This is a genomic window from Myxosarcina sp. GI1(2024) (assembly GCF_053543375.1).
This window is the reverse complement of the sequence record NZ_JBKGTY010000007.1, coordinates 127,178-146,899: the sequence shown is the minus strand read 5'-3', so window position 1 is coordinate 146,899 and position 19,722 is coordinate 127,178. Positions and strand designations below refer to the sequence as shown.

Below are 19,722 nucleotides of genomic sequence, written 5' to 3'. Positions count from 1 at the left end.
ATTAGCTGCTAGATTATATCTAGTAGCTTTTTATTTTGAGGAACAATTATGAAATCACCGATAAAATACGCTGGAGGTAAGAGCTGGTTAGTTGACCAGGTTAAACCTATGTTTGAAGCATCCGGTCAAACTCGACTAGTAGAACCTTTCTGTGGTAGTTGTGCTATAGCACTAGGTATTCAACCCGATCGCGCCCTACTAAATGACATTAATCACCCATTAATAAGCTTCTTTAATGAAATCAAGAATGGGTTGTATATCGATGTTGACGAGTTTACTCTAACCAAAGAAGAATACTATATCATTCGCGATCGCTTTAACGAGCTGAAGAAGTTAAACAAAAGAACCCCAGAACTCGCCAAGTGCTTCTATTACCTTAACAAAGCTGGATTTAACGGGCTTTATCGGGAGAACAAGAAAGGTGAATTTAATGTGCCTTGGGGTAGACGTAAAAAGATAGCACCTGTAGAAATAAAGACTCGTGACTTATGCCGTTACTTGTTTACCTGCGGAGACTATCAAGATTTGCAAATCGAGCCTAATGATTTCCTCTTTGTCGATCCACCTTATGACACTGACTTTAAAAACTATTCAGGTAACGGATTTACAATGGAAGACCAAGACAAGCTAGTCCGGTGGCTTTTAGGCTTAAATGTTCCTTTTGTGCTGACTAACCAAGCTACCGATCGTATTGTAGATTTGTATGATAACTACGGGTTAGATAACTTATTTGTAGAAGCACCCCGTAGAATATCTTGTAACGGCGATCGCAAACCAGCGATCGAGGTAATTGCTACTAACTTTTAAAATAGTGGTTGACATCCACCAAATTAGTAGTTAGATTTAAGTAGAAGTTTAACCACTTTTTAATTTAATGAACAAACTTCAGATTACGACAATGTTAGTCGGCAGCTCGGGAGTTATCTGTCATATACTAGGCTTTGCTCTCGGCAACGAGTACTTAAACTTTGTCGGCGCACTACTCGGTAGAAGCTCGGCTATAGTGTACTTAGCTGCACTCGATAAATTTAGACTTTATTCACTCGTTCCTTTGGCTTTTGCGATCGCCAACGTCGCCCTCAACGATAGAGTTTTACTTTATCTGGAGTTAGCCAGCCAAGGGTTTATCTACCAAATCATCGCTTTTATCACTTTTAACAAACTCAATCAACAGGAGAAACAATCATGAAGGGACACTTAGATAACATAAGAGAGCTAAAAAACGCAGGTTACTCACTTATACGACAGTCGCTAGTTGATATGTATATTGGGAACGCTTTGGGCAGTAGTACGGACTTAGCGGCAGTTTACCGAGCCACAGTTACAGAAAACGGCGATTTCTTCGAATTCGACTTTGATGATGCGGTTTACTTGATAACTCTCACCATAGAGAAATCCCAAGACCGCGATAAAGTGTATATTTACACTTTTGATACAACAGGTAATTTTGTAAACGTTGAATTTATACAGTATTAAACAATCATGAAAACTTTAGTACTAGTACATGGGTTTGCTCGTTCAGGGAAATCGACGCTAATGAGCGAGCTACAAAAGCAGGGATACCAAATCTTGTCAACATCTCAAGAACTCGATTGGATCGTCATAGATCGCTATAACTTACCTCGTTATTTTATCGAAGTGTTACGGAATAAAGAGGATAAAGTGCTACAAGATTATCTCAAAGATGAATCTATTACCTGTCGGTCTATCAAAATCTCAACAGCAGAAAACTGGTTTATACCGCAGTTAGGTAGAAAAGGGTTAATCGAGCGTACTATGAAAAATCAGTACAACCCCAACTATAGTGAAGGGTATCGATATAATAAAGACTTAGTCTTTTTCGAGACTATCGGGGGAGTAGAGGCTGAACTAGCTAGACAAGCTTGGCAACCCTATGGCTGTAGTCTCAATGTAAACCTGAGAGGCGATCGCGAGCTAGCAGGCGTTGACATTCGTCAGTTAGCTAAATACGGGTTAGAAGTCACTAATGACTATTTTAGTCCCACTCAGCTCTTCTTAGACTTCATGCGAGCAGTAGACAACGAGTTAGACGATTCGGATTATGACCCAGATTACTTAAATAACATGTATTACGCTCGGTTGGATGCAATGTAAACTAAACTAGACATAACTCAAATTGGTTGTTAGAATAAATCTGACAACCATATTTTTTTTGGATAACACATATGGCTAAGAAAACAATCACATTCGGGCAATTAGATATGTTGGCGGTATTCGATACAACTCCCCTAGACAAGAACATCTTGAGAAACGACCACCCCGAGATTGATAATTTCATCTCAGATTGGTCTAAATCGCGATTCTTTGCCCTCGACATCGAGACAATGGGTACTAAGTCATTTAACGAAGCTCTCGACCCATTTAGAGGCAAAATACGATTAATCCAGATTGGCTTGAAAGATGGTAGGATTGCAGTTATCGACCTTACCGAGCCACTACCAAATAAGTTTTTAGAAACACTCGAATCTACTTTACTAAATCCAAACCAGCATCCTGTAGGTCATAACATCCAGTTTGACCTAGGGTTTATTAAGCAGCAGCTAGGTTTTGAGTGTAGATCGCCTCGCTGTACTCGTATCTTATCAATCTTACTTTGGTGCGGGATTAAGTACTATAACCATGGCTTGAAAGATGTTTATAAGCGATTATTCAACAAAGAGCTAAATAAAGACGAGCAAAAGAGCGATTGGGGGCAACCTACTTTATCTAACTCGCAATTAAACTATGCGGCGATGGATGTTAGAGCTACCTTTGATTGCTTCTGGGAACTTTGTAAGCGATTGAGCGATTGGGATAATAAGCCAGATATCAGAGGTTTACCTTGTCGTTATAAGCTTACAGAGATTGCTGCTGTTGAATGTGACGTAATTCCCGCGTTTGTCGAGATGCGCTTAGTAGGGCAACCTATTGATATTGAATACGGCGAACAATTACGGCAGCAATACTTAGATGCGATCGAAGACTTATATAAACCAGCACAAGAGGCATTGGGTTTAACTTTTTCGGCAGCATCAGATAAGCTTTGTAAGGCTGTCTGGGAAGAGTTGGATATTCTCCTGCTACAGGAAATTAAAGATGAAGACGACGACAAAGATGATATTGTCACGGTCGAGCAGCTAACCTTATTTGCTACCAAGCCAATGAATATCCCCAAAGGCAAGAAGTTATCTACATCTGCTGCAAACATCTTTTTCCACTACACTCAAACTAAAAACGATATCTTGTTAAGAATCTCATTGGCTCGTAGCCTTAAGAAGTGTGTCGATAGTATTGATGCACTACTAACTTCAGCTAAGCAAAATAACGGCTATGCTAAGGGTGGTTATACCTCATTAGGTAATACCGGTAGTGGTAGGTCTACCTGTAGCAGCGAAAAAAGATCTAGCTTGGAGGCTACTAACTTACAAAACATCGCTGGTGAAATCGAACACCCTTTAGTAGAGCAATATAACCTGCCCCTAGTTCGCTCGATTATCAGAGTGCCCGGCGAAAAGAACATGTGGCTTCAGGATTTGAGCAGTAGCCACATTAGATTCGGTGCTAGTAATTCAGGTGACTTAGCAATCGTCAGCATTCTCGATTTAAAAGACCCTCACGCCTACGTAACCTCTAAAATGTTTGAGGTTGCTGGAAAAGAGGCTAGCGTCGAATACTGTATTGCCAACAAGAAAACCGACCCGATAGTAAAATATTTTAGAAGTATCGCAAAATGTGCCACGTACTCGATGTTTAATGATGCCTCTCCGTTTAGTTACAAACAATCTCTAAACAAGAGCTTTGTCGATGTAACAATGGAGGATTGCGAGAAGGCGGCAGAAGCACTCAAAGAATCTTTTCCTGGTTATGTGGCTTACGCTACTAAGTTAAAGTATTGCGCGAGAAATCATTACGTTGACTTAGACTGTGGGGAGTTTGCCCAGTTTAGAACGCATGACGGCAGGTTATTTCATGTTAAGGTTTGGGAACGAGAAAATAGAGAAGGCGAGATCTACAAGAAAGTTAAACTTGGAGAAGTAACCTCAGTGCAGTTAATCTCGCCAGAGGCTATCGTAATGAAAAGAGCTCTTATCGATATTTTAGAGTTTATCAGAGCTAATCGCCATCTACCAATCAAGTTAAACTCCTTTACACACGATGATTGTAGCGGGGAAGACTACACACAGGATAAAGTGCTAGCGAAATTTGTCTACAAAACAATTTCAAATTACTTCACAGAAGCTCTCACACCGCAAGGTCGAGATCCGCACAAGCTCGATGGATCTAGCTTTTCGCAAACCGAGAGAGTGCGCCTGGATACAATCCTAAGCAAAGGTGTTAGCGGGTGCGTCAATGTTGAATCAGGTTTAAACGAACAAGATGCAGATGGGTACAAGTCAATCTTGATTAACAACTACTCAGAAAAATAAGGAGAAAACATGAACTACCTAACCAAAGAAAGATTACAGGAATTTTTAGAATCAACTCCCGCAGCTTACGAGATTACCAGAAAAACTTTCGGGATTACAATGTCGGAACTAATCCGACAAATTGAAGCCAAACAAATAACTTTAGACGAATTTTTAATGAGAATTGCGATTATCCCACAAAATCGCACATAATCGCACATAATCGCACATAATTTTACCAAAGCGAAAATAGAGCAGTTATTTTAGTATTGTCTCACAAAGGCAACTGCTCAATTCAACCCTCCAGGTTTGGCAGCTTCAGGGGGGTTTTTCTTTTGACACAAGAAAGAGGTTAGCACGAGTGAGGGGAAAACGCAACCTTAATAAGTACTATGGATCGGAAAACAGCAATCGAATTAAAGAAACTCGCGCTTGACTGGGCTAAATCTCGAGGTCTAGAGACACAAGGTGACCGTCATCGAACCAAGCATCCCGTACAATCCTCTTTAGAAGATCGTGAAGCCGGGCATTACTCAAACCTAGCCAGAAATCAACAGAAGAGTAGCTGAGTAACAAAGTTTCTTGCGCTCTCACCGCCTCGAGGTCTGCTTGTAAGTTGGCTTCGAGGTTTTCTATTTTTCTTTCAAAAGTCTTATGGAGAGCTAAAAACTCGCTCATTCCTGTTTGCTGATACTTTTCGAAAGCAGCTTGAGACTCACTCTTCAAAACTTTTAGTTGACCTGAATCGATCGCGACTTCACCCTGAGAAGCCTTTTCGACAGCTTCAGTTAATTGACTCGCTTTAGTTACAATCGCTTCCATTAACCACCCTCGGAGTTTACCTTCACTAACCCCCTCGCTTTTACATTTAAACTCGTTTCTCCCGATGCAGTAGTAATACCGGTAGTATTTCCCTTTTTGGTACGTACCCGTTGCGTTAAATCTAGATTTACACCGACAGCAACGCATTATCGACGATAAAGATTTTGGAGTACCTGGAGATGATTTGGCGATCGCAATAGCCCTACCTTTGTTTTCGTTGGTAGTTAATAGTTTATCAATGGTTTTAGCTGTTGCCAAATCGATTAGGCGATCGCTCGGATGGGTGTTGTAAGCGATTCGCCATTCGTGACGAGGTAAGAGCTTGTATCTTTTCTTTTCTAATTTTTCGCCGTAAAGCTCTCGCTTGTACTTTCCGTAAACCATGTGCCCTCTCAATACTGGCTCTCTCAACCAATACCCGAGCCAAGATTGGGTAAATTGTAGAATGCGATTGTACTTAGACTCGTCAGCCGCTTCGAGAGCCTGTAAATCCCGTTTCCAAGCTTTTAACGCCCCTCTAATAGTCTGGATTTCGAGATAGAGGTCAACAAGTCTCTGAGCTAGCTCGCAAGAAGCCAGGTAGCGGCCTCCGTCTTTAGCGATCGCATTGGAGCCATCTTGTAGCGCTAAATCTAGCTCATACTGCCGTTGGGAATTAATCCGATAGCCAAAGATAACCTTGCGAGCGATCGCCCTTTTACTTTCTTCGGCGTAAAGATAAGCTCTTTCTTGTCGTCTGCCTATCCGCTCTGATTCTTGTTGAGCTTCATAAGCTTTTTGAGAGCGTAACTCAACACCCCAAGGACTAGATGAGCTTAACTCGGGTTCTTCAATAAAATGCCATTCCGTTCCTAGCTCCGAGCATAGATTGTAAAAATACCTCATCTCCCGCATGTTCCGATTCAAGCGATCGCTACGGGTAGTGACTATTTTATGAATTTTCCCTAACGAGATAGACTTAATTAACTGATTATACAGTTGCCGTTCGGTAGAAGTTCCTGATTCCCGTTCGACTAGCGTTAGTTGACAACCTAGTTTTTCTAAAGTATCAATCTGCCTTAGTACGGAAGTATCCTGGTGGCTTTGTTCAGTGCTGACCCGAACATAGCCGATAGTTATTTCTTCTGTTTGTAGTTTTTCCAGTAATTCGTTAAGAGTTTTGATAGAGGTTACAAGCTGCATGGTAGTTGTAGTAAGCTTTTCCTTAGTTTAGCACCATGTGAAGTACTGTCAGCAGTATTTAGCTAAAAACCCCAACGGTTACTGCGGTTTGGGCGGTACTAATGTCTGCTATCCTCAAACCGAAAATACAGCCGTTAGTTAATAATAATTTAAATAAGATGTGCTCGGTGGCGCGATCGCGCCACTTTTTGTTTTATACATTAATTAATTATCGGTTAAATAAGTAAATTAAGTAAATAAGGTAAACTTTCGCTCCTATTTCCAGAGGAAGAAAGAAGAGGTTAAATCGCGATAAGCCCGAAGGGTATGCGTTTGGCAATCGCAAACTTTAAACCATAAACGATTGTGAAATATTGCAGGTAAAAACTAAATTTTCCGCCTACAATGGCGCAAGTAAGAATACTTTGTCTGCTTCCCAAAGATGCTGAATTTTCAAATCCAGTCAGATAGCGATATTCCCGCCTCTAAACAACTATTTGCCCAAATTCAGTTTGCGATCGCTTCTGGACAATATACCCCCGGACATCGTTTGCCGAGTACCAGACAACTGGCAATGATCACGGGACTGCACCGCAACACTATCAGTAAAGTATATCAGCAATTGGAAGAATCGGGATTGGTAGAGTCGGTAGCAGGATCGGGAATTTATGTCAAAGTTCACGAAAGGGAAAGCGTTTTAGCTTCAGATTCTCCTTTGGTTATTGCGAGTAATTCGATCAAAGATAGTATCGACAAACTATTAGAACTAGGCTGTAGTTTAAACAGTACCAAGGAAATGTTTCTCGAGGAAATTAATTGGCGGTTGCGCTGTCGTGAAAAAATTTTGGTGGTAGTACCCCAAAGAGATATTAGTGCAGGGGAAATTATGCAGCGAGAATTAAAACAATCCCTACAAATTCCCGTTGATTTGGTTGAGATAGAAAATTTACCCTCAATTATCGAACGAATTAACTTTGGCACTCTAGTTACCAGCCGTTATTTTATTCAAGAGGTTATGGAAATTGTGCCTCATAACTCATTTCGTGTAATTCCCATCGATATTTACGACTATGGCAAAGAATTAGAAATTATCAAAAAACTTCCCGCGTTAGCTTGTTTGGGCATAGTCAGTTTGAGTGAAGGTACCTTAAGTATTGCCGAGAGCATTGTCAACTCGCAGCGGGGTGACGATTTGTTAGTCATCACTTCCACTCTTAGCGATCGCGATCGCTTGAGAGCAGTTGTCCGTTCGGCTCATACTATTATTAGCGATCCTTCTAGCTACGATAAATTAAAAGAGGCGATCTTTGCTATGCGAGACGATATAATTCGGATACCCGAAATCATCCGTAGCGATAATTATATCGGTGAAAAATCTATCGCTCTACTCAAGCGAGAATTGGGATTAGAAATGATTAAATAAATATCAGTCACAATTTATTAATGTATCGAGCAGATGGCAAGAGGCGATCGCATTTACGTATATCGAAATTTATGGCAACTAGATGGAGTATACAAACATTACGGTATCGACTGCGGCGACGGTACGGTAATCCACTATCGCAAACCTAGTGAAGTTATCGAACGTACCTTAATGATTGTCTTTAGTATGGGTCATCCAGTTTACAAAGTCCAAGAGGCTGAAAATTTCTGTTTTGTCGCCGATGCCGCTGTTGAAAGAGCCGAGAGCAGACTGGGAGAAAAACAATACAATTTACTGTTCAACAACTGCGAACATTTTGCTAGCTGGTGCAAAACGGGAATAAGCGACAGCAAACAGATTAGAAACTTTTTGCCGACGATTGACAGACTCGATACCGCTCAGCTATACGAACCGATTAAGCAAGCACTTCAAGGTAAAGATAAAAACAACGCCCAACAGTTACTCGATGAAGCTCTAGCAGATATCAGATCGGTATGGAATACCGTCCAGCCTGAATACGAACGAGCGATCGCCGAAATTAAAACTTGGGACGAGGTGGCTAAAGCAGCACTACGAAAAGATAGAGAAGATTTAGCCCGCGCCGCCTTAGAGAAGAAATGGAACTATCGCCAACGAGCTGGCAAGCTAGAACTAGAGCTAAACGAGCTAGCAGAATTGACTGAAAATATTATTCGCAATCAGCAAAGTTTAAATGCAGTTCGATAAATCGCCAAAAAGTTGTTTACTTTTGTCTGTTTATTCTTAAAACTAAATTTCAGTTGATATGCGATCTATACTATGACCGAGTTGAATTCTCAAACAATTGCTACCGCTCAAAAAGCATTTGACTACTTTAGTCATGGTTTGGCAACGGGTGATTGGGCGGATTTTTTAGCCATGCTAACTGACGATTTTACTTTTTCCTTTCCTATCGGACCTTTTAAAGGAGAAAACGTGGGACGAGAACGAGCCGCGCAATTTTTTCGCTATGTATCGGACAGTGTTTTTACTGAAGGCTTGTTTCTGACCTTAGAACGAACTACTAATAACGAAATTACAGTGGTTTTTGAAGTTAAATCCTCAGGTTTGATGTTGGGAAAACCCTATCAAAATCAAGTGGCTATTTCTTTCGACATTAGAGGCGATCGCGTTTGTGGATATCGTGAATATCTCGGCATTATATATCAGTTTAATAAATAGAATTAAAATGTTAGTCTATTCAATTTTTTCGAGCGATACCTCGGTACAAATAAGCACTAATTTTGGGCAAATTTTTAGCATACAGCTCTGTTAAATCAACGGTATCAAAGCGAGCTGCTATTAACTGCTCGATATTACGATTTAGATGACAACCATCAGCAATTGCTTTTTGAATTGGTGTTAACCGATTTTGCCAAACCTGAATGGCAGGTTCATTACTCAATCCGTGTTCGACAAAAAAGAATTTTCCTCCAGGTTTTAGAACCCGATAAATTTCTGCAAGTGCTCGCTCGACATTAGCAATACTGCATAGAGTAAAAGTACTAACTACGCTATCAAATGTCTTGTCAGTCATTGGTAGATTTTCCCCATCTAATATTTGGAAATCTACAGTCATAGAGGAAGATTGGATGCGCTTCTTAGCTAACTTATTCATACCAGGATTGACATCGACTGTAACGATATTTTTGATGTTTTCAGGATAGTAAGCAAGATTCAAGCCCGTACCAAAACCAATTTCTAAAACTTCTCCCGTCACATCGGCTAATATTTCTCGACGATGCAGGGCAAGATTGGAATCGGATAATGACCAATCAAGAAGATAAGGAAGAATATTTTTCGAATAGAATCCCATTTCTCGCTCTAAATAAATATATTATTTACGATCTTAATATTAAAATGATCGCTATATCCTTATTTTCAACCGCGATCGTGACTCAAACTACAGTTGATTTTGCCGACATCGAAGTAGAAACACCTACTCTAGAACGAGTCAAAGCCGAGTATGAAACTATTCATGCTACCTTAGAGCGTTCGCCCGAGCGCATCGCAAGGCAACGAGCTTTACAACAGTGGGACGCTCTACGCCGTAGGATTAATACTTGGAGTGCCCTAACCGCGCTACATTTTAGTCAGGATACACGCAACGAAGCTTATAGAAAAGCACAAGAATACTATGACGAACTGCAACCCAAGCTGACTGCTTTAGAAGTTGAGCTGAAACGGAAGTTACTTAGCAGTGAGAATCGGGCGGAATTAGAAGATATTTTAGGCAAACACGCCTTTAAATTGTGGGAAGCAGATGTTACTGCCTTCGAACCGATAATTGAAGCGGATTTGGTCGAGGAAGCGAACTTAGTCAATCAGTATGTAGGACTGCTAGCTTCAGCAGAAATTGAATTTGCCGGAGAAATCATCAATCTATCTGAAATCGAGCGATATACCGAGGATCGCGATCGCCAGATACGTTATCGAGCAGAAAAGGCGCGTTGGCAGTTTTTTAGCCAACATCAGGAGCGATTCGACGGGATTTACGACCGACTGGTAAAGTTACGTCACCAAATGGCGTGCAAACTGGGCTATGAAAATTTTATCGGTCTGGGTTATCGGCGGATGCAGCGCGTTGACTATACAGAAGCAGATGTTAACCGCTATCGAGATGAAGTAGTCAGAGAAGTAGTACCCCTAGCAGCCAAAATTATCGCTCAAAAAGCCGAAAAGCTCGATCTAGACAAAGTTTATTTTTGGGATGAGTCTGTCTTCGATTTGCAAGGAAATCCCCAACCTCAGGGCGAATACGATTGGATGCTGGAACGAGCAAGACAGATGTTCGATGAGATGCATCCAGAATTAGGTAATTTTTTTCGGATGATGATGGATGCCAACCTTCTCGATCTCAAAACTCGTTCTGGAAAAGCTGGCGGTGGTTTTTGTACCAGTTTCGATTTTTACAGTGTTCCTTATATTTTTGCTAATTTCAACGGTACCAAAGGAGATGTCGAGGTATTTACCCACGAAATCGGTCATGCCTTTCAATATTGGCAGAGTCGTAATCTACCACTAGTAGATTATTTATGGGCGACTTCCGAATCCAGCGAAATTCACTCGATGAGTTTGGAATTTCTTACCTGGTCGCAAATGGATAAGTTTTTTGAGGAAGATGCAGAACGTTTCCGTCAAATTCATTTAGCACGATCGATTCTCTTCTTACCCTATGGTTGCGCGGTAGACCATTTTCAACATCTCGTTTATGCCAATCCTCAAGCCACACCCCGAGAAAGAAACCAGATGTGGCAAGAATTAGAGGCGCGTTATTTACCCTGGCGGGAGTACGGAGATTTAGCCTATCTTACTCAAGGAGGTCTGTGGCAAGCCAAGCAACATATCTATTGTTATCCTTTTTATTACATTGACTACACCTTGGCTTTGTGTTGTGCCATGCAGTTTTGGAGCCAAGCCGAATCTAACTACGAAGCGACCCTATCAGATTATATCGCTCTGTGTCGGCGCGGTGGTAAATTACCCTTTCAAACCCTAGTTAAATCGGCTAATTTAGTTTCCCCTTTTCAACCTGGTTGTTTGGCTAGGGTCGTCGAGCGATCGCGACAGTTTTTAAATTTATAGAGTTTGATTATCTAAAATCGAGATCGACTACTCTTACTCATAAGGATTCGCTTGAAGCTCGAAGATGCTAGAACAATTTGCAAGTGACAATTACTCTGGTGTTTGTCCAGAGGCGATGGAATATACGCTTAAAGCCAATCAAGGGAGTGCTTTAGCCTATGGTAACGATATTTGGACGGAACGAGCGGCGAACTATTTCCGTAAGCTATTTGAAATTGATTGCGAAGTCTTTTTTGTGTTTAACGGCACTGCAGCTAATTCTCTAGCTTTAGCTAGTTTGTGCCAATCATACCATAGCGTCATCTGTCATGAATTGGCTCATATTGAAACTGATGAATGTGGTGCGCCAGAGTTTGCTTCTAACGGCTCTAAATTATTACTAGGCAGAGATAAAAATGGTAAATTGACTCCCAAAACTATCGAAGAGATTATTACCAGACGAACTGATATTCATTACCCCAAACCAAAAGTGATTAGTTTGACTCAGGCAACCGAACTGGGAACTTTATACACGGTAGCAGAATTACAGGCGATCGCTGCAGTTGCGGATAAATATCAGTTAAAAATCCATTTAGATGGTGCTCGATTTGCCAATGCGGTAGTAGCTACTAACAAAACTCCTGCAGAACTTACTTGGAAATGCGGTGTAGACGTTTTATGTTTTTCTGGAACTAAAAACGGCTTGGCAATGGGAGAAGCAATTATTTTTTTCAAACGAGAGCTCGCTGAAGATTTTGCCTATCGTTGCAAACAAGCAGGACAATTAGCTTCCAAGATGCGTTTTATTTCTGCTCCTTTTTTAGGATTGTTAGAAACCGATGCCTGGATTGATAATGCCCAAAACGCCAATCTATGTGCCGCATATTTAGAAGAACAATTGCTAGATATTCCCAAGATCGAGATCTTATTTCCGCGAGAGGTTAATAGCATCTTTGTTGAGATGCCAGAACCAGTAATTACCAATTTGCAAGCTAAAGGCTGGCATTTTTATACTTTTATCGGTACTGGTGGTGCTCGTTTTGTTTGTAGTTGGAATACTACCAAAGCAGATGTAGATCGATTAGTTGGAGATATCCGAGCGGCGATCGAGAATTGTTAAATAGCAACGAATCAAGGCAGAACGAGATCGCTCGAGGCAAATTATTTATTCTGTCATTGTCTGCATAAAGTCGCTAATATTATTTTGCTGGAGTTCTTGTTGCCACTTGCCAACTAAATTTAAACTGCCATCTAAAAAGCCTTGACGACAGGCGCGACGCTGAATTTTACCACTGGTGGTTTTGGGAATGCTACCGGTTTTGAGCAACAGTATGGTGTAGACATCTACAGTATGCTCTATGGCTACCGCTTGACGAATTGCCCCAATAATTTCCTCTAAGTTCAAGCGACGTAAATAGGTTCTCTCGACTTCACTGGCAATAATCAATCTTTCTTCTCCTGCAATTTCTACAGAGAAAGCCGCACCCGCATTGATTCTTAGGGCAGGATGTGCATCTTGAATCGTTTGTTCGATATGGTGGGGATAGCAATATCTGCCCCAAATAATCATCACGTCTTTGATCCGCCCGACGATATACAGTTCGCCATCGCGAATAAATCCCAAATCTCCCGTGCGCAGAAATGATTTATCTGGTTCGTCAGCAAGATGAGCCTGAAAATCCCGTTCCGTTGCTTCTGGCTGTTGCCAATAACCCCGAGCAACTCCCTTACCACGTACCCAAATTTCGCCAATGCGTAGCGACGCCATGCCGTCAGGCTTATCGCTCGGACATCTAGTTAGAGTTTTGGGATCGACGATGACAACTTCATCTTCCAACCAGCCATAACCACAACTGACCACTGCTTTAGCGTATTTTTCCTCTGGTTCGACGCAGACTACTCTGTTTTTGGCTAAATCTAGTTCGTTGATATATAAAACTTGAGGAAATTTAGGTTTGCTGCCTCCCGTAATAAACAGAGTGGCTTCTGCCATTCCGTAGCAAGGATAGAAAGCTTCTGGTTTAAAGCCACAGGGGGCATAAAGTTCGATAAATTTGGCTAGAGTTTCAGCCCGTACTGGTTCGGCACCAGAAAAAGCCACTTCCCAATGGCTAAGATCGAGATTTTCTCTCTGTTGGGGGGTGACTTTTTGGCACAAGAGATCGTAAGCAAAGTTGGGACCTCCACTGGTAGTAATTCGATAGCGTGAAAGTGCCTGTAGCCACAAAACAGGCTGTTGAATTAGTGCTAGCGGTGACATTAAAACAGCGGAATAGCCGCCATATAAAGGCTGCATCACCCCGCCAACTAAGCCCATATCGTGAAACATGGGCAACCACATCAAAATTCTGGTAGCTTCATGATGTTGAAACGCTTGTTTGATGACTTCGGAGTTATGCAGAATATTGCCATGACTTACCATGACTCCTTTAGGATTTCCCGTCGAACCAGAAGTGTATTGAAAAAAAGCCAGAGTATCCCTGTCTAATTTGGGCTGCTGCCAACTTAAAGCTAAATCTAAACTCAGGCGATCGCTAGCAATCCAGGGCAATTGAGTTAACTTGGCAGGTAATTCGACGAAATTTGCCATACTTGCCCGAATTCGGTCTAAAAGTCCTTGAGTAGTTAGAATTGCCCCTGCTTGAGAATCAATGAGGCGATTTTGAAACTTAGTCAGCGATTTGGTTTGCTGGGGGGGATAATCGGTGACAGCAATTACTCCAGCATACAAACAGCCCATAAAAGCAGCAATAAACTCCAAACCTCGATCGTAGGGATAGATCAGCAGTACGCGATCGCCGGGTTCGAGCTCTGACTGAAGCTTTGAGGCGATCGCCCGTGCCCGAGTATCTAATTCTCCATAAGTAATCTTGCCCGATTCGTTTTCGCCATCGGCTAAAAAAGTATAGGCGGTTTGTTCTGGCTGGGTTGCGGCTCTGTAGAGTAAGATATCTACTGCTGTTGAATAGTTAACCATTCTTTTAAGTGATGAATGCTGAATAATAGGCGAGCGTGATTTTAACTGCTTAGGAAGTTTATAATTAACACCTGGGTGCAAGAAAGAGCAGTAAGACATAACTGAGGTATGTTTGCCCTATTAGCGTGGAGTTTGTACCGGGTTTATTTTAATAGGGAAACGTCACCGAGATAGGAAAGGGATTTTTGTCACTCATGGATTCGGGAGTCAATTAATTCTGCCGGTACCACCGGTAGTAAAAGTTTAAAACTCGTACCTTTGCCAACTTTACTACTTACCTCAATCGAACCACCAATACGGTTGACCAGTTGTAGTACTATGGTCAATCCTAAACCCGCTCCCGTAGTCTGACGATTATTAATTGCCTTAGTGCTGTAAAAACTATCAAAAATATTGTCGAGTTCTTTAATGTCAATTCCAATTCCCGTATCGGTAATAGAGAGTTCGATAAATTCTTGTTTGTCGGTTGCTTGAACGTATACCCTACCGCCTCCAGGAGTAAAGTGCAAACTGTTATTGAGCAGATTAATAATAATTCGCCTCAGCCAAGCAGGAGGGCAGGAGATCGGGGGCAGGGCGGCAGGAATAGTGTACCCTAGTTGAATATTTTGTTCTCTTGCTAGAGGTTGATAAGTGCTGACGATTCCCGGCACGAATTCATCTAGATCGATCTGTTCGGTTTCTGTAGGCGTACTTAACTGCAGTAATTCTAGCAAGCCCCGTACCAAAGAATTTTGGCGATCGCATTGGTTGCCGATTACTTGTAAATAACGCTGTCGCTGCTCTCCTTTGATTTGTTTGGACTCGAGTAGACTCAAGGCAGTTTTAATGTGAGTTATTGGCGAGCGCAATTCTCGCGCTAAGCTGTTTAAAAAATCCTCCTGCAAACTCAAACTTGCTGAATTTTTTGTTAAACTAGACTGCCTTTGAGTAAGTGAACTGTCAGTTTTTGAAGTTTCAACAGCTGTAATTTGTTTGAGTAGAAGTTTGGTGAATAATGACGAGCGATCTCCAGCTGCTTGAGGAACTTTTAAGTCTGCTGCAATTATGGAATTACTAGCATCAGTAGCAGTGGCAATCTGCTCGATTCCAACTAAAATTTTTTCAATTAGCGACCCTGAAAAACTAGAAACCATCCGAATATAGGGCTGTGCTAACCTTTTTTGGGAAGATTCAACAATAATTTGACCCTTTTGCCATTGAGATAAAATTACTACGGAGAATTGAGACGATAATAAGATTAAAAAAGATTCCCGTTGCAGCCACGAGTTTTTCATCAGTTTGACTGGAATTACTTGACTGGCAGCTAGATTTTGAGCAAGCGATTGAGGGTGTTTGTTCTGAGTGCTACATAAATAGATACGTTTAGCTTTACCCGTTCGATCGTATTTTTGTATCGCTTCAAACCAGGTTTGGGTTTGAGGCAGCTTGACCCAGATTGTGGCTTGGAGTTGTTGCTCGATCGCCAAATCGATTGTTGTCTCTACATAGGCTTTAATAGTTTCTGCACTTATAGCTATAGAAGTTAAAGGAGTTTCTAAGGTCTGAGTTAATTGATACAAAGATTCGGGGATCTTAGCAGAGTTCATATTATTATTGCCATGATGCTCATAACTAGTTGCTGGTAAAATCCTATCGATCGATACTCTATATTTAAGCTCAAATACTCCTTAAAGTCAGAATATTAGCTTGATGATGAACAAATATTACAGACAACTAGCTAAAGTTGCCACTACAGATTCGGCAAGAGATTCTAAATGGTAACCACCCTCTAAGCCAAACAAAATATTTTCGGTTATTGGCAGCACGGATTTAGTCAACCAGCCATAATCTGAAGGATTTAGAGCTATTCCCGCCAAGGGATCTTCACGATTGGCATCGTAACCGGCACTGACAATTAGCAAATCCGGGTTGAATTCACTTAAAAATGGCACTACTTCTTGGGTAAAAACAGGTTGATAATCTTCGATAGTACTCCCGGGATTCATTGGTAAATTTAGTACGTTATCGTATTTACCGCGATCGCTTCTGGCTCCGGTGCCTGGATAGCAGGGATGTTGGTGAAGAGAACAATAAATAATTTGTGGGTTATTTTCCACGATCGCCTCGGTACCGTTACCATGATGTACGTCCCAATCTAAAATTGCCACTCGCTCGACTCCAGACTGTTGTAAAGCGTAGTTAGCTGCGATCGCTGCATTAGAAAATAGGCAAAATCCCATTCCTGTAGTGGAAGTGGCATGGTGCCCGGGGGGACGTGCTAAGACAAAAGCGGAGTTGTGGCTGGCAAGTACCCGATCTACTCCATCTAGCCAAGCACTAACTGCAAGTAAAGCTACTTCATAACTACGAGCCGACACTATGGTGTCGCTATCTAGATAACCGCCTCCTTTATCGGCAATATGCTTGACTCGTTCGATATAGTCGGGGGTATGAATTTGACGCACCCATGATAGTACTTCTCGTTTATCTGGCGGAGTAGGTGAGAACCATTCTATGCTATTTTGCCAAGAAACTCGTTGTAAGGCTTCGGCGATGGCACTAAGGCGAGCGGGGCGTTCGGGATGGGCATATCCCGTATCGTGCTCTAAAAATTCTGGAGAATAAATTACCGAAAGCATGTATATAACTTAGAAGTATGCAACTAGTTTTTATCATAATTGAATTACGGAATTAGCAGAGAAACCAATTCGGAGTTCGGCGTTAGTAGTTTTAAACTCCAAATCCCGAACTCCAAACTAAATCGCAGCGATTTAACTATCTAACAAACTGAGGCATAATTTCTGCTGCGGTAAACAAACCAAAGATGCCCCGTTGATTTAAAGCCACACCCGCCTTCAGATAACCAAAAGCAGGACCACAGACATTAGCTGCCATGCTGGTTTCGTCCCCCAAAGTAAAGGTGTGAGTTGAGATTTTACCCTCAAAAGTTCTTCCCGTAATTTTGACATTAGTACTGAGAGGTTTTTGGGGATTGCGAGTATCGACCACTCCACCTACCGTAACGCGATCGCGACTGCAAATTCCTGCCAGCTCCAACATGATATCATCGGCATGTTCCATGTTTTCTAAAGTTAGAATCCCGTTGGTTCGCTCTAATAGCTCGGCTACTTCGCTATCGCTCATGTTTCTAGCTGTCTCGACATTGTAGCCAGGTAAATGGGCGATATCTTCCCGAATCGTAGCTCGATAAGCTTCCCAGTTAGCAATACCTACCCCAAAAGTTATTTTGACGCTGTGAATTTCAGCATAGCTTTGGGCGGCAACCGCGGCGGCAGCAGTTAGTAACCCAGGCGTGGCACCACAACCAGTAAGATAGGTAATTCCAGCCTGCTGTAATTCTGCGCGTAATTCTAATAATTGTTCTACTGCACTAGTACGTTTGAGAGCATCTACCAAAACTCCTTGCCATCCAGACTGAATAAACTGTCTGGCAACGTCCGCCATGAAATTATTGGGTAAGTTGGGCAGGGCGAGAAAATATCCATCTGCGGTGGCATCAGTCAATAAGTCTTGAATGCTAGCGTTACTTAAAGTACCGTAAGTTTCCAGATGTCCGAGGGAGTGTCGCTCTTTATAAGCTGTTAGTGCTGAATTTATTTCCAATCCAGTCTGAGAGTAAGCGTAACCTTTTTGGTCTGCTGCCGCTACCCAGGTCATTTCGCTTTTCGGTGCTAAAACTTTGGCTGCGGCTTGCCCCAAGCCGCCAAAACCTAAAATTCCAACTCTTATGGGATGGTTCACTCGATCTACAATCATGTCTGAATTTAATTAATATAACCAGTTTTATTATCAGAGTTAGTGGCGCTAATTTAGTTAAGTAAATCAAAAGTTATGGACTTAAATTTTTAACTATTTTTTTCTCTGACTTTGTATAGATTTATTAATTATTTGGCTTTAGAACCCTTGACTCACAGTATAAACTAAGGAAAACATAAATTATGTAATAGCAATCGGCACCGCTAATATTAAATTTTAATAAGATTCTCATATTATTGCTGCAATTGTTCGCGATAAATTTATTTATATTTATATAAGAGCAATTGGAGGAGAAGCAAAAAACCCGATCTATCTAATGCTTAAGTAATTAAGATCGGCAACCTAAAAAGTGATCGCCCTATGATATGGAAACACTAGAATTCATTATTTATCCTGACGGCAGGGTAAAAGAAACGGTAACAGGCATTGTCGGGTCATCTTGTCAAGAGGTAACCAAGGCAATAGAAGAACAGCTTGGGGTAGTAATTTCTCAATCGCCAACTTCGGATTACTACGCTCAGCAAGTAAGTCAATCGGAAAAAGTCTTCACTCAAGGCACTTTCAGCGATTGGTAATTTGGCTAAGTGGTATGCAAAAAATAGTTCAAAAATAGTTCAATTTTGAAAACGGAAAAATATGTCACATTTCAGCAATATCAAAACTAAAATTCGCAATTTGACTTCCCTAAAAGCTGCCCTTGACGATGTGGGAGTAGATTGGAAAGCAGGACCGGCACAAGTTAGAGGCTATCGAGGTCAAACTCGCCAAGCCGAGGTGTTAATCGAGCAAAGCAACAACTACGATATTGGCTTTAGCTGGAACGGTAGTGAATACGAGCTAGTAGCTGACCTGCAATACTGGCAACAACCGTTAACGGTAGACGGTTTCCTAAGACAGGTAACGCAACGCTATGCTTATCATACCGTCATCAATGAAACTAGTAGTCAAGGGTTTTCAATTGCAGAACAACAACAAAATCAAGACGGTTCTCTCCGTCTCGTAGTTCAACGCTGGAGTGCGTAATGTCTGATTTTTCCAATACCCCCAACCGCTCTGGTTTAGAGCCAGAATTAGGGGGAGTATTTAGAGAAGCAGAAGCAAGAACGGGTTTTGAGCCAGAATTAGGTGGAGCTTTACGCCAAAAAGGTACCTATGTCGATGAAAATAGATGTATCGGCTGCAAACACTGTGCTCATACGGCTCCCAATACCTTTTACATCGAACCAGATTACGGACGAGCTAGAGTCTTCAACCAGAATGGAGACTCCCTAGAGACTGTTGAAGAAGCGATCGATACTTGTCCTGTAAATTGCATTCACTGGGTCGATTTCACCGAACTCAGGCAGTTAGAGGCAGACCGAAAATATCAAATCATCGAACATTTAGCTCTTCCTCCAGACATGAGAAAATCATCAATGAATATGAAGAGTCGCATGGCTAAAAGAAACAGATAATACCCTTCTGGCTAAATCTTGCTACCTCAATAGTCTTGGGCTATTGAGGTTTTGTATTTTTTGTTCGCTCGAAATTGGAAGAAATTAGCGGTACTTAAACAATTTAAACAGACAAAATAAGATAGAATACCTTTGCTG

At 41.5% G+C, this 19,722-nt stretch carries 20 protein-coding genes and 1 pseudogene; 15 read left to right on the top strand and 6 right to left on the bottom strand.

Annotated elements, in window-relative coordinates; translation table 11 throughout:
- Window positions 1–48 precede the first annotated feature (48 nt).
- The 6 genes from ACLFKQ_RS22290 to ACLFKQ_RS22265 all read left to right on the top strand — a co-directional run bounded on the left by ACLFKQ_RS22290 (window position 49) and on the right by ACLFKQ_RS22265 (window position 4,619).
- Window positions 49–807 (top strand): DNA adenine methylase, encoded by a 759-nt coding sequence (locus tag ACLFKQ_RS22290; RefSeq protein WP_449001910.1) that lies wholly within the window; start codon window positions 49–51, stop codon window positions 805–807.
- A 91-nt stretch (window positions 808–898) separates the two neighbouring features.
- Window positions 899–1,189 (top strand): hypothetical protein, encoded by a 291-nt coding sequence (locus ACLFKQ_RS22285; protein WP_449001909.1) that lies wholly within the window; start codon window positions 899–901, stop codon window positions 1,187–1,189.
- Complete coding sequence (locus ACLFKQ_RS22280) at window positions 1,186–1,476, top strand: hypothetical protein (RefSeq protein ID WP_449001908.1); 291 nt, start codon at window positions 1,186–1,188, stop codon at window positions 1,474–1,476. Before ACLFKQ_RS22285 ends, ACLFKQ_RS22280 begins: the two co-directional genes overlap by 4 nt.
- A gap of 6 nt (window positions 1,477–1,482) precedes the next feature.
- On the top strand, window positions 1,483–2,115 hold the full coding sequence (locus tag ACLFKQ_RS22275) for a hypothetical protein (RefSeq protein WP_449001907.1): 633 nt from the start codon (window positions 1,483–1,485) through the stop codon (window positions 2,113–2,115).
- A gap of 71 nt (window positions 2,116–2,186) precedes the next feature.
- A complete protein-coding gene (locus tag ACLFKQ_RS22270; RefSeq protein WP_449001906.1) occupies window positions 2,187–4,427 on the top strand; it encodes a hypothetical protein in 2,241 nt (746 codons plus the stop codon).
- A gap of 9 nt (window positions 4,428–4,436) precedes the next feature.
- Window positions 4,437–4,619, top strand: a complete 183-nt coding sequence (locus ACLFKQ_RS22265; protein ID WP_449001905.1) for a hypothetical protein — start codon at window positions 4,437–4,439, stop codon at window positions 4,617–4,619.
- A gap of 228 nt (window positions 4,620–4,847) precedes the next feature.
- Here ACLFKQ_RS22265 and ACLFKQ_RS22260 read toward each other — a convergent pair whose 3' ends face one another.
- A complete protein-coding gene (locus tag ACLFKQ_RS22260) occupies window positions 4,848–6,410 on the bottom strand; it encodes a recombinase family protein (RefSeq protein ID WP_449001904.1) in 1,563 nt (520 codons plus the stop codon).
- A gap of 43 nt (window positions 6,411–6,453) precedes the next feature.
- Between ACLFKQ_RS22260 and ACLFKQ_RS22255 the strand changes: the two are divergent.
- The 4 genes and pseudogenes from ACLFKQ_RS22255 to ACLFKQ_RS22240 form a co-directional block, all read left to right on the top strand.
- A pseudogene (locus tag ACLFKQ_RS22255) lies at window positions 6,454–6,552 on the top strand (peptide-methionine (S)-S-oxide reductase MsrA); the annotation flags it as partial.
- Between the two features lie 279 nt (window positions 6,553–6,831).
- A complete protein-coding gene (locus ACLFKQ_RS22250) occupies window positions 6,832–7,812 on the top strand; it encodes a GntR family transcriptional regulator (RefSeq protein ID WP_449001903.1) in 981 nt (326 codons plus the stop codon).
- A gap of 33 nt (window positions 7,813–7,845) precedes the next feature.
- On the top strand, window positions 7,846–8,538 hold the full coding sequence (locus ACLFKQ_RS22245) for a lecithin retinol acyltransferase family protein (protein WP_449001902.1): 693 nt from the start codon (window positions 7,846–7,848) through the stop codon (window positions 8,536–8,538).
- A gap of 72 nt (window positions 8,539–8,610) precedes the next feature.
- A complete protein-coding gene (locus ACLFKQ_RS22240; protein WP_449001901.1) occupies window positions 8,611–9,012 on the top strand; it encodes a nuclear transport factor 2 family protein in 402 nt (133 codons plus the stop codon).
- A 19-nt stretch (window positions 9,013–9,031) separates the two neighbouring features.
- Here ACLFKQ_RS22240 and ACLFKQ_RS22235 read toward each other — a convergent pair whose 3' ends face one another.
- Window positions 9,032–9,646, bottom strand: coding sequence for a class I SAM-dependent methyltransferase (locus tag ACLFKQ_RS22235; RefSeq protein ID WP_449001900.1), 615 nt, complete (start codon window positions 9,644–9,646; stop codon window positions 9,032–9,034).
- Window positions 9,647–9,690: 44 nt separating this feature from the next.
- On the opposite strand from ACLFKQ_RS22235, the gene ACLFKQ_RS22230 reads away from it, so the two are divergent.
- Together ACLFKQ_RS22230 and ACLFKQ_RS22225 are read left to right on the top strand one after the other, a co-directional pair.
- The gene (locus ACLFKQ_RS22230; protein ID WP_449001899.1) at window positions 9,691–11,415 is read left to right on the top strand and encodes a M3 family oligoendopeptidase; all 1,725 of its coding nucleotides are present in this window, start codon (window positions 9,691–9,693) and stop codon (window positions 11,413–11,415) included.
- 64 nt (window positions 11,416–11,479) lie between these two features.
- Complete coding sequence (locus ACLFKQ_RS22225) at window positions 11,480–12,514, top strand: threonine aldolase family protein (RefSeq protein ID WP_449001898.1); 1,035 nt, start codon at window positions 11,480–11,482, stop codon at window positions 12,512–12,514.
- A 45-nt stretch (window positions 12,515–12,559) separates the two neighbouring features.
- Here ACLFKQ_RS22225 and ACLFKQ_RS22220 read toward each other — a convergent pair whose 3' ends face one another.
- The 4 genes from ACLFKQ_RS22220 to bioU all read right to left on the bottom strand — a co-directional run bounded on the left by ACLFKQ_RS22220 (window position 12,560) and on the right by bioU (window position 18,130).
- Complete coding sequence (locus ACLFKQ_RS22220; RefSeq protein WP_449001897.1) at window positions 12,560–14,371, bottom strand: fatty acyl-AMP ligase; 1,812 nt, start codon at window positions 14,369–14,371, stop codon at window positions 12,560–12,562.
- A gap of 188 nt (window positions 14,372–14,559) precedes the next feature.
- Window positions 14,560–15,960 carry an ATP-binding protein gene (locus ACLFKQ_RS22215; protein ID WP_449001896.1) on the bottom strand — a complete coding sequence of 467 codons (1,401 nt, stop codon included), beginning with the start codon at window positions 15,958–15,960 and terminating at the stop codon, window positions 14,560–14,562.
- A 117-nt stretch (window positions 15,961–16,077) separates the two neighbouring features.
- Window positions 16,078–16,992 (bottom strand): histone deacetylase family protein, encoded by a 915-nt coding sequence (locus tag ACLFKQ_RS22210; RefSeq protein ID WP_449001895.1) that lies wholly within the window; start codon window positions 16,990–16,992, stop codon window positions 16,078–16,080.
- A gap of 136 nt (window positions 16,993–17,128) precedes the next feature.
- Window positions 17,129–18,130 (bottom strand): (S)-8-amino-7-oxononanoate synthase BioU, encoded by a 1,002-nt coding sequence (gene bioU, locus ACLFKQ_RS22205; protein WP_449001894.1) that lies wholly within the window; start codon window positions 18,128–18,130, stop codon window positions 17,129–17,131.
- Window positions 18,131–18,495: 365 nt separating this feature from the next.
- Between bioU and ACLFKQ_RS22200 the strand changes: the two genes are divergently transcribed.
- The 3 genes from ACLFKQ_RS22200 to ACLFKQ_RS22190 all read left to right on the top strand — a co-directional run bounded on the left by ACLFKQ_RS22200 (window position 18,496) and on the right by ACLFKQ_RS22190 (window position 19,584).
- Window positions 18,496–18,705, top strand: a complete 210-nt coding sequence (locus ACLFKQ_RS22200; RefSeq protein WP_449001893.1) for a DUF2997 domain-containing protein — start codon at window positions 18,496–18,498, stop codon at window positions 18,703–18,705.
- A 61-nt stretch (window positions 18,706–18,766) separates the two neighbouring features.
- Entirely contained in the window at window positions 18,767–19,153 is a 387-nt protein-coding gene (locus ACLFKQ_RS22195) for a DUF1257 domain-containing protein (RefSeq protein WP_449001892.1), read from the top strand.
- Window positions 19,153–19,584 (top strand): ferredoxin, encoded by a 432-nt coding sequence (locus ACLFKQ_RS22190; RefSeq protein ID WP_449001891.1) that lies wholly within the window; start codon window positions 19,153–19,155, stop codon window positions 19,582–19,584. The genes ACLFKQ_RS22195 and ACLFKQ_RS22190 overlap by 1 nt, the downstream gene beginning before the upstream one ends.
- Window positions 19,585–19,722: the final 138 nt, after the last annotated feature.

Excerpts from the sequence above, each read along its gene's own strand:
- ACLFKQ_RS22200 (WP_449001893.1), top strand. The coding sequence starts at position 18,496 with ATGGAAACACTAGAATTCATTATTTATCCTGACGGCAGGGTAAAAGAA.
- ACLFKQ_RS22215 (WP_449001896.1), bottom strand. The coding sequence starts at position 15,960 with ATGAACTCTGCTAAGATCCCCGAATCTTTGTATCAATTAACTCAGACC.
- ACLFKQ_RS22195 (WP_449001892.1), top strand. The coding sequence starts at position 18,767 with ATGTCACATTTCAGCAATATCAAAACTAAAATTCGCAATTTGACTTCC.
- ACLFKQ_RS22285 (WP_449001909.1), top strand. The coding sequence starts at position 899 with ATGTTAGTCGGCAGCTCGGGAGTTATCTGTCATATACTAGGCTTTGCT.
- ACLFKQ_RS22210 (WP_449001895.1), bottom strand. The coding sequence starts at position 16,992 with ATGCTTTCGGTAATTTATTCTCCAGAATTTTTAGAGCACGATACGGGA.
- ACLFKQ_RS22280 (WP_449001908.1), top strand. The coding sequence starts at position 1,186 with ATGAAGGGACACTTAGATAACATAAGAGAGCTAAAAAACGCAGGTTAC.
- ACLFKQ_RS22230 (WP_449001899.1), top strand. The coding sequence starts at position 9,691 with ATGATCGCTATATCCTTATTTTCAACCGCGATCGTGACTCAAACTACA.
- ACLFKQ_RS22225 (WP_449001898.1), top strand. The coding sequence starts at position 11,480 with ATGCTAGAACAATTTGCAAGTGACAATTACTCTGGTGTTTGTCCAGAG.
- ACLFKQ_RS22220 (WP_449001897.1), bottom strand. The coding sequence starts at position 14,371 with ATGGTTAACTATTCAACAGCAGTAGATATCTTACTCTACAGAGCCGCA.
- ACLFKQ_RS22290 (WP_449001910.1), top strand. The coding sequence starts at position 49 with ATGAAATCACCGATAAAATACGCTGGAGGTAAGAGCTGGTTAGTTGAC.
- ACLFKQ_RS22265 (WP_449001905.1), top strand. The coding sequence starts at position 4,437 with ATGAACTACCTAACCAAAGAAAGATTACAGGAATTTTTAGAATCAACT.
- ACLFKQ_RS22235 (WP_449001900.1), bottom strand. The coding sequence starts at position 9,646 with ATGGGATTCTATTCGAAAAATATTCTTCCTTATCTTCTTGATTGGTCA.
- ACLFKQ_RS22275 (WP_449001907.1), top strand. The coding sequence starts at position 1,483 with ATGAAAACTTTAGTACTAGTACATGGGTTTGCTCGTTCAGGGAAATCG.
- ACLFKQ_RS22240 (WP_449001901.1), top strand. The coding sequence starts at position 8,611 with ATGACCGAGTTGAATTCTCAAACAATTGCTACCGCTCAAAAAGCATTT.
- ACLFKQ_RS22270 (WP_449001906.1), top strand. The coding sequence starts at position 2,187 with ATGGCTAAGAAAACAATCACATTCGGGCAATTAGATATGTTGGCGGTA.
- ACLFKQ_RS22250 (WP_449001903.1), top strand. The coding sequence starts at position 6,832 with ATGCTGAATTTTCAAATCCAGTCAGATAGCGATATTCCCGCCTCTAAA.
- ACLFKQ_RS22260 (WP_449001904.1), bottom strand. The coding sequence starts at position 6,410 with ATGCAGCTTGTAACCTCTATCAAAACTCTTAACGAATTACTGGAAAAA.
- ACLFKQ_RS22245 (WP_449001902.1), top strand. The coding sequence starts at position 7,846 with ATGGCAAGAGGCGATCGCATTTACGTATATCGAAATTTATGGCAACTA.
- ACLFKQ_RS22190 (WP_449001891.1), top strand. The coding sequence starts at position 19,153 with ATGTCTGATTTTTCCAATACCCCCAACCGCTCTGGTTTAGAGCCAGAA.
- bioU (WP_449001894.1), bottom strand. The coding sequence starts at position 18,130 with ATGATTGTAGATCGAGTGAACCATCCCATAAGAGTTGGAATTTTAGGT.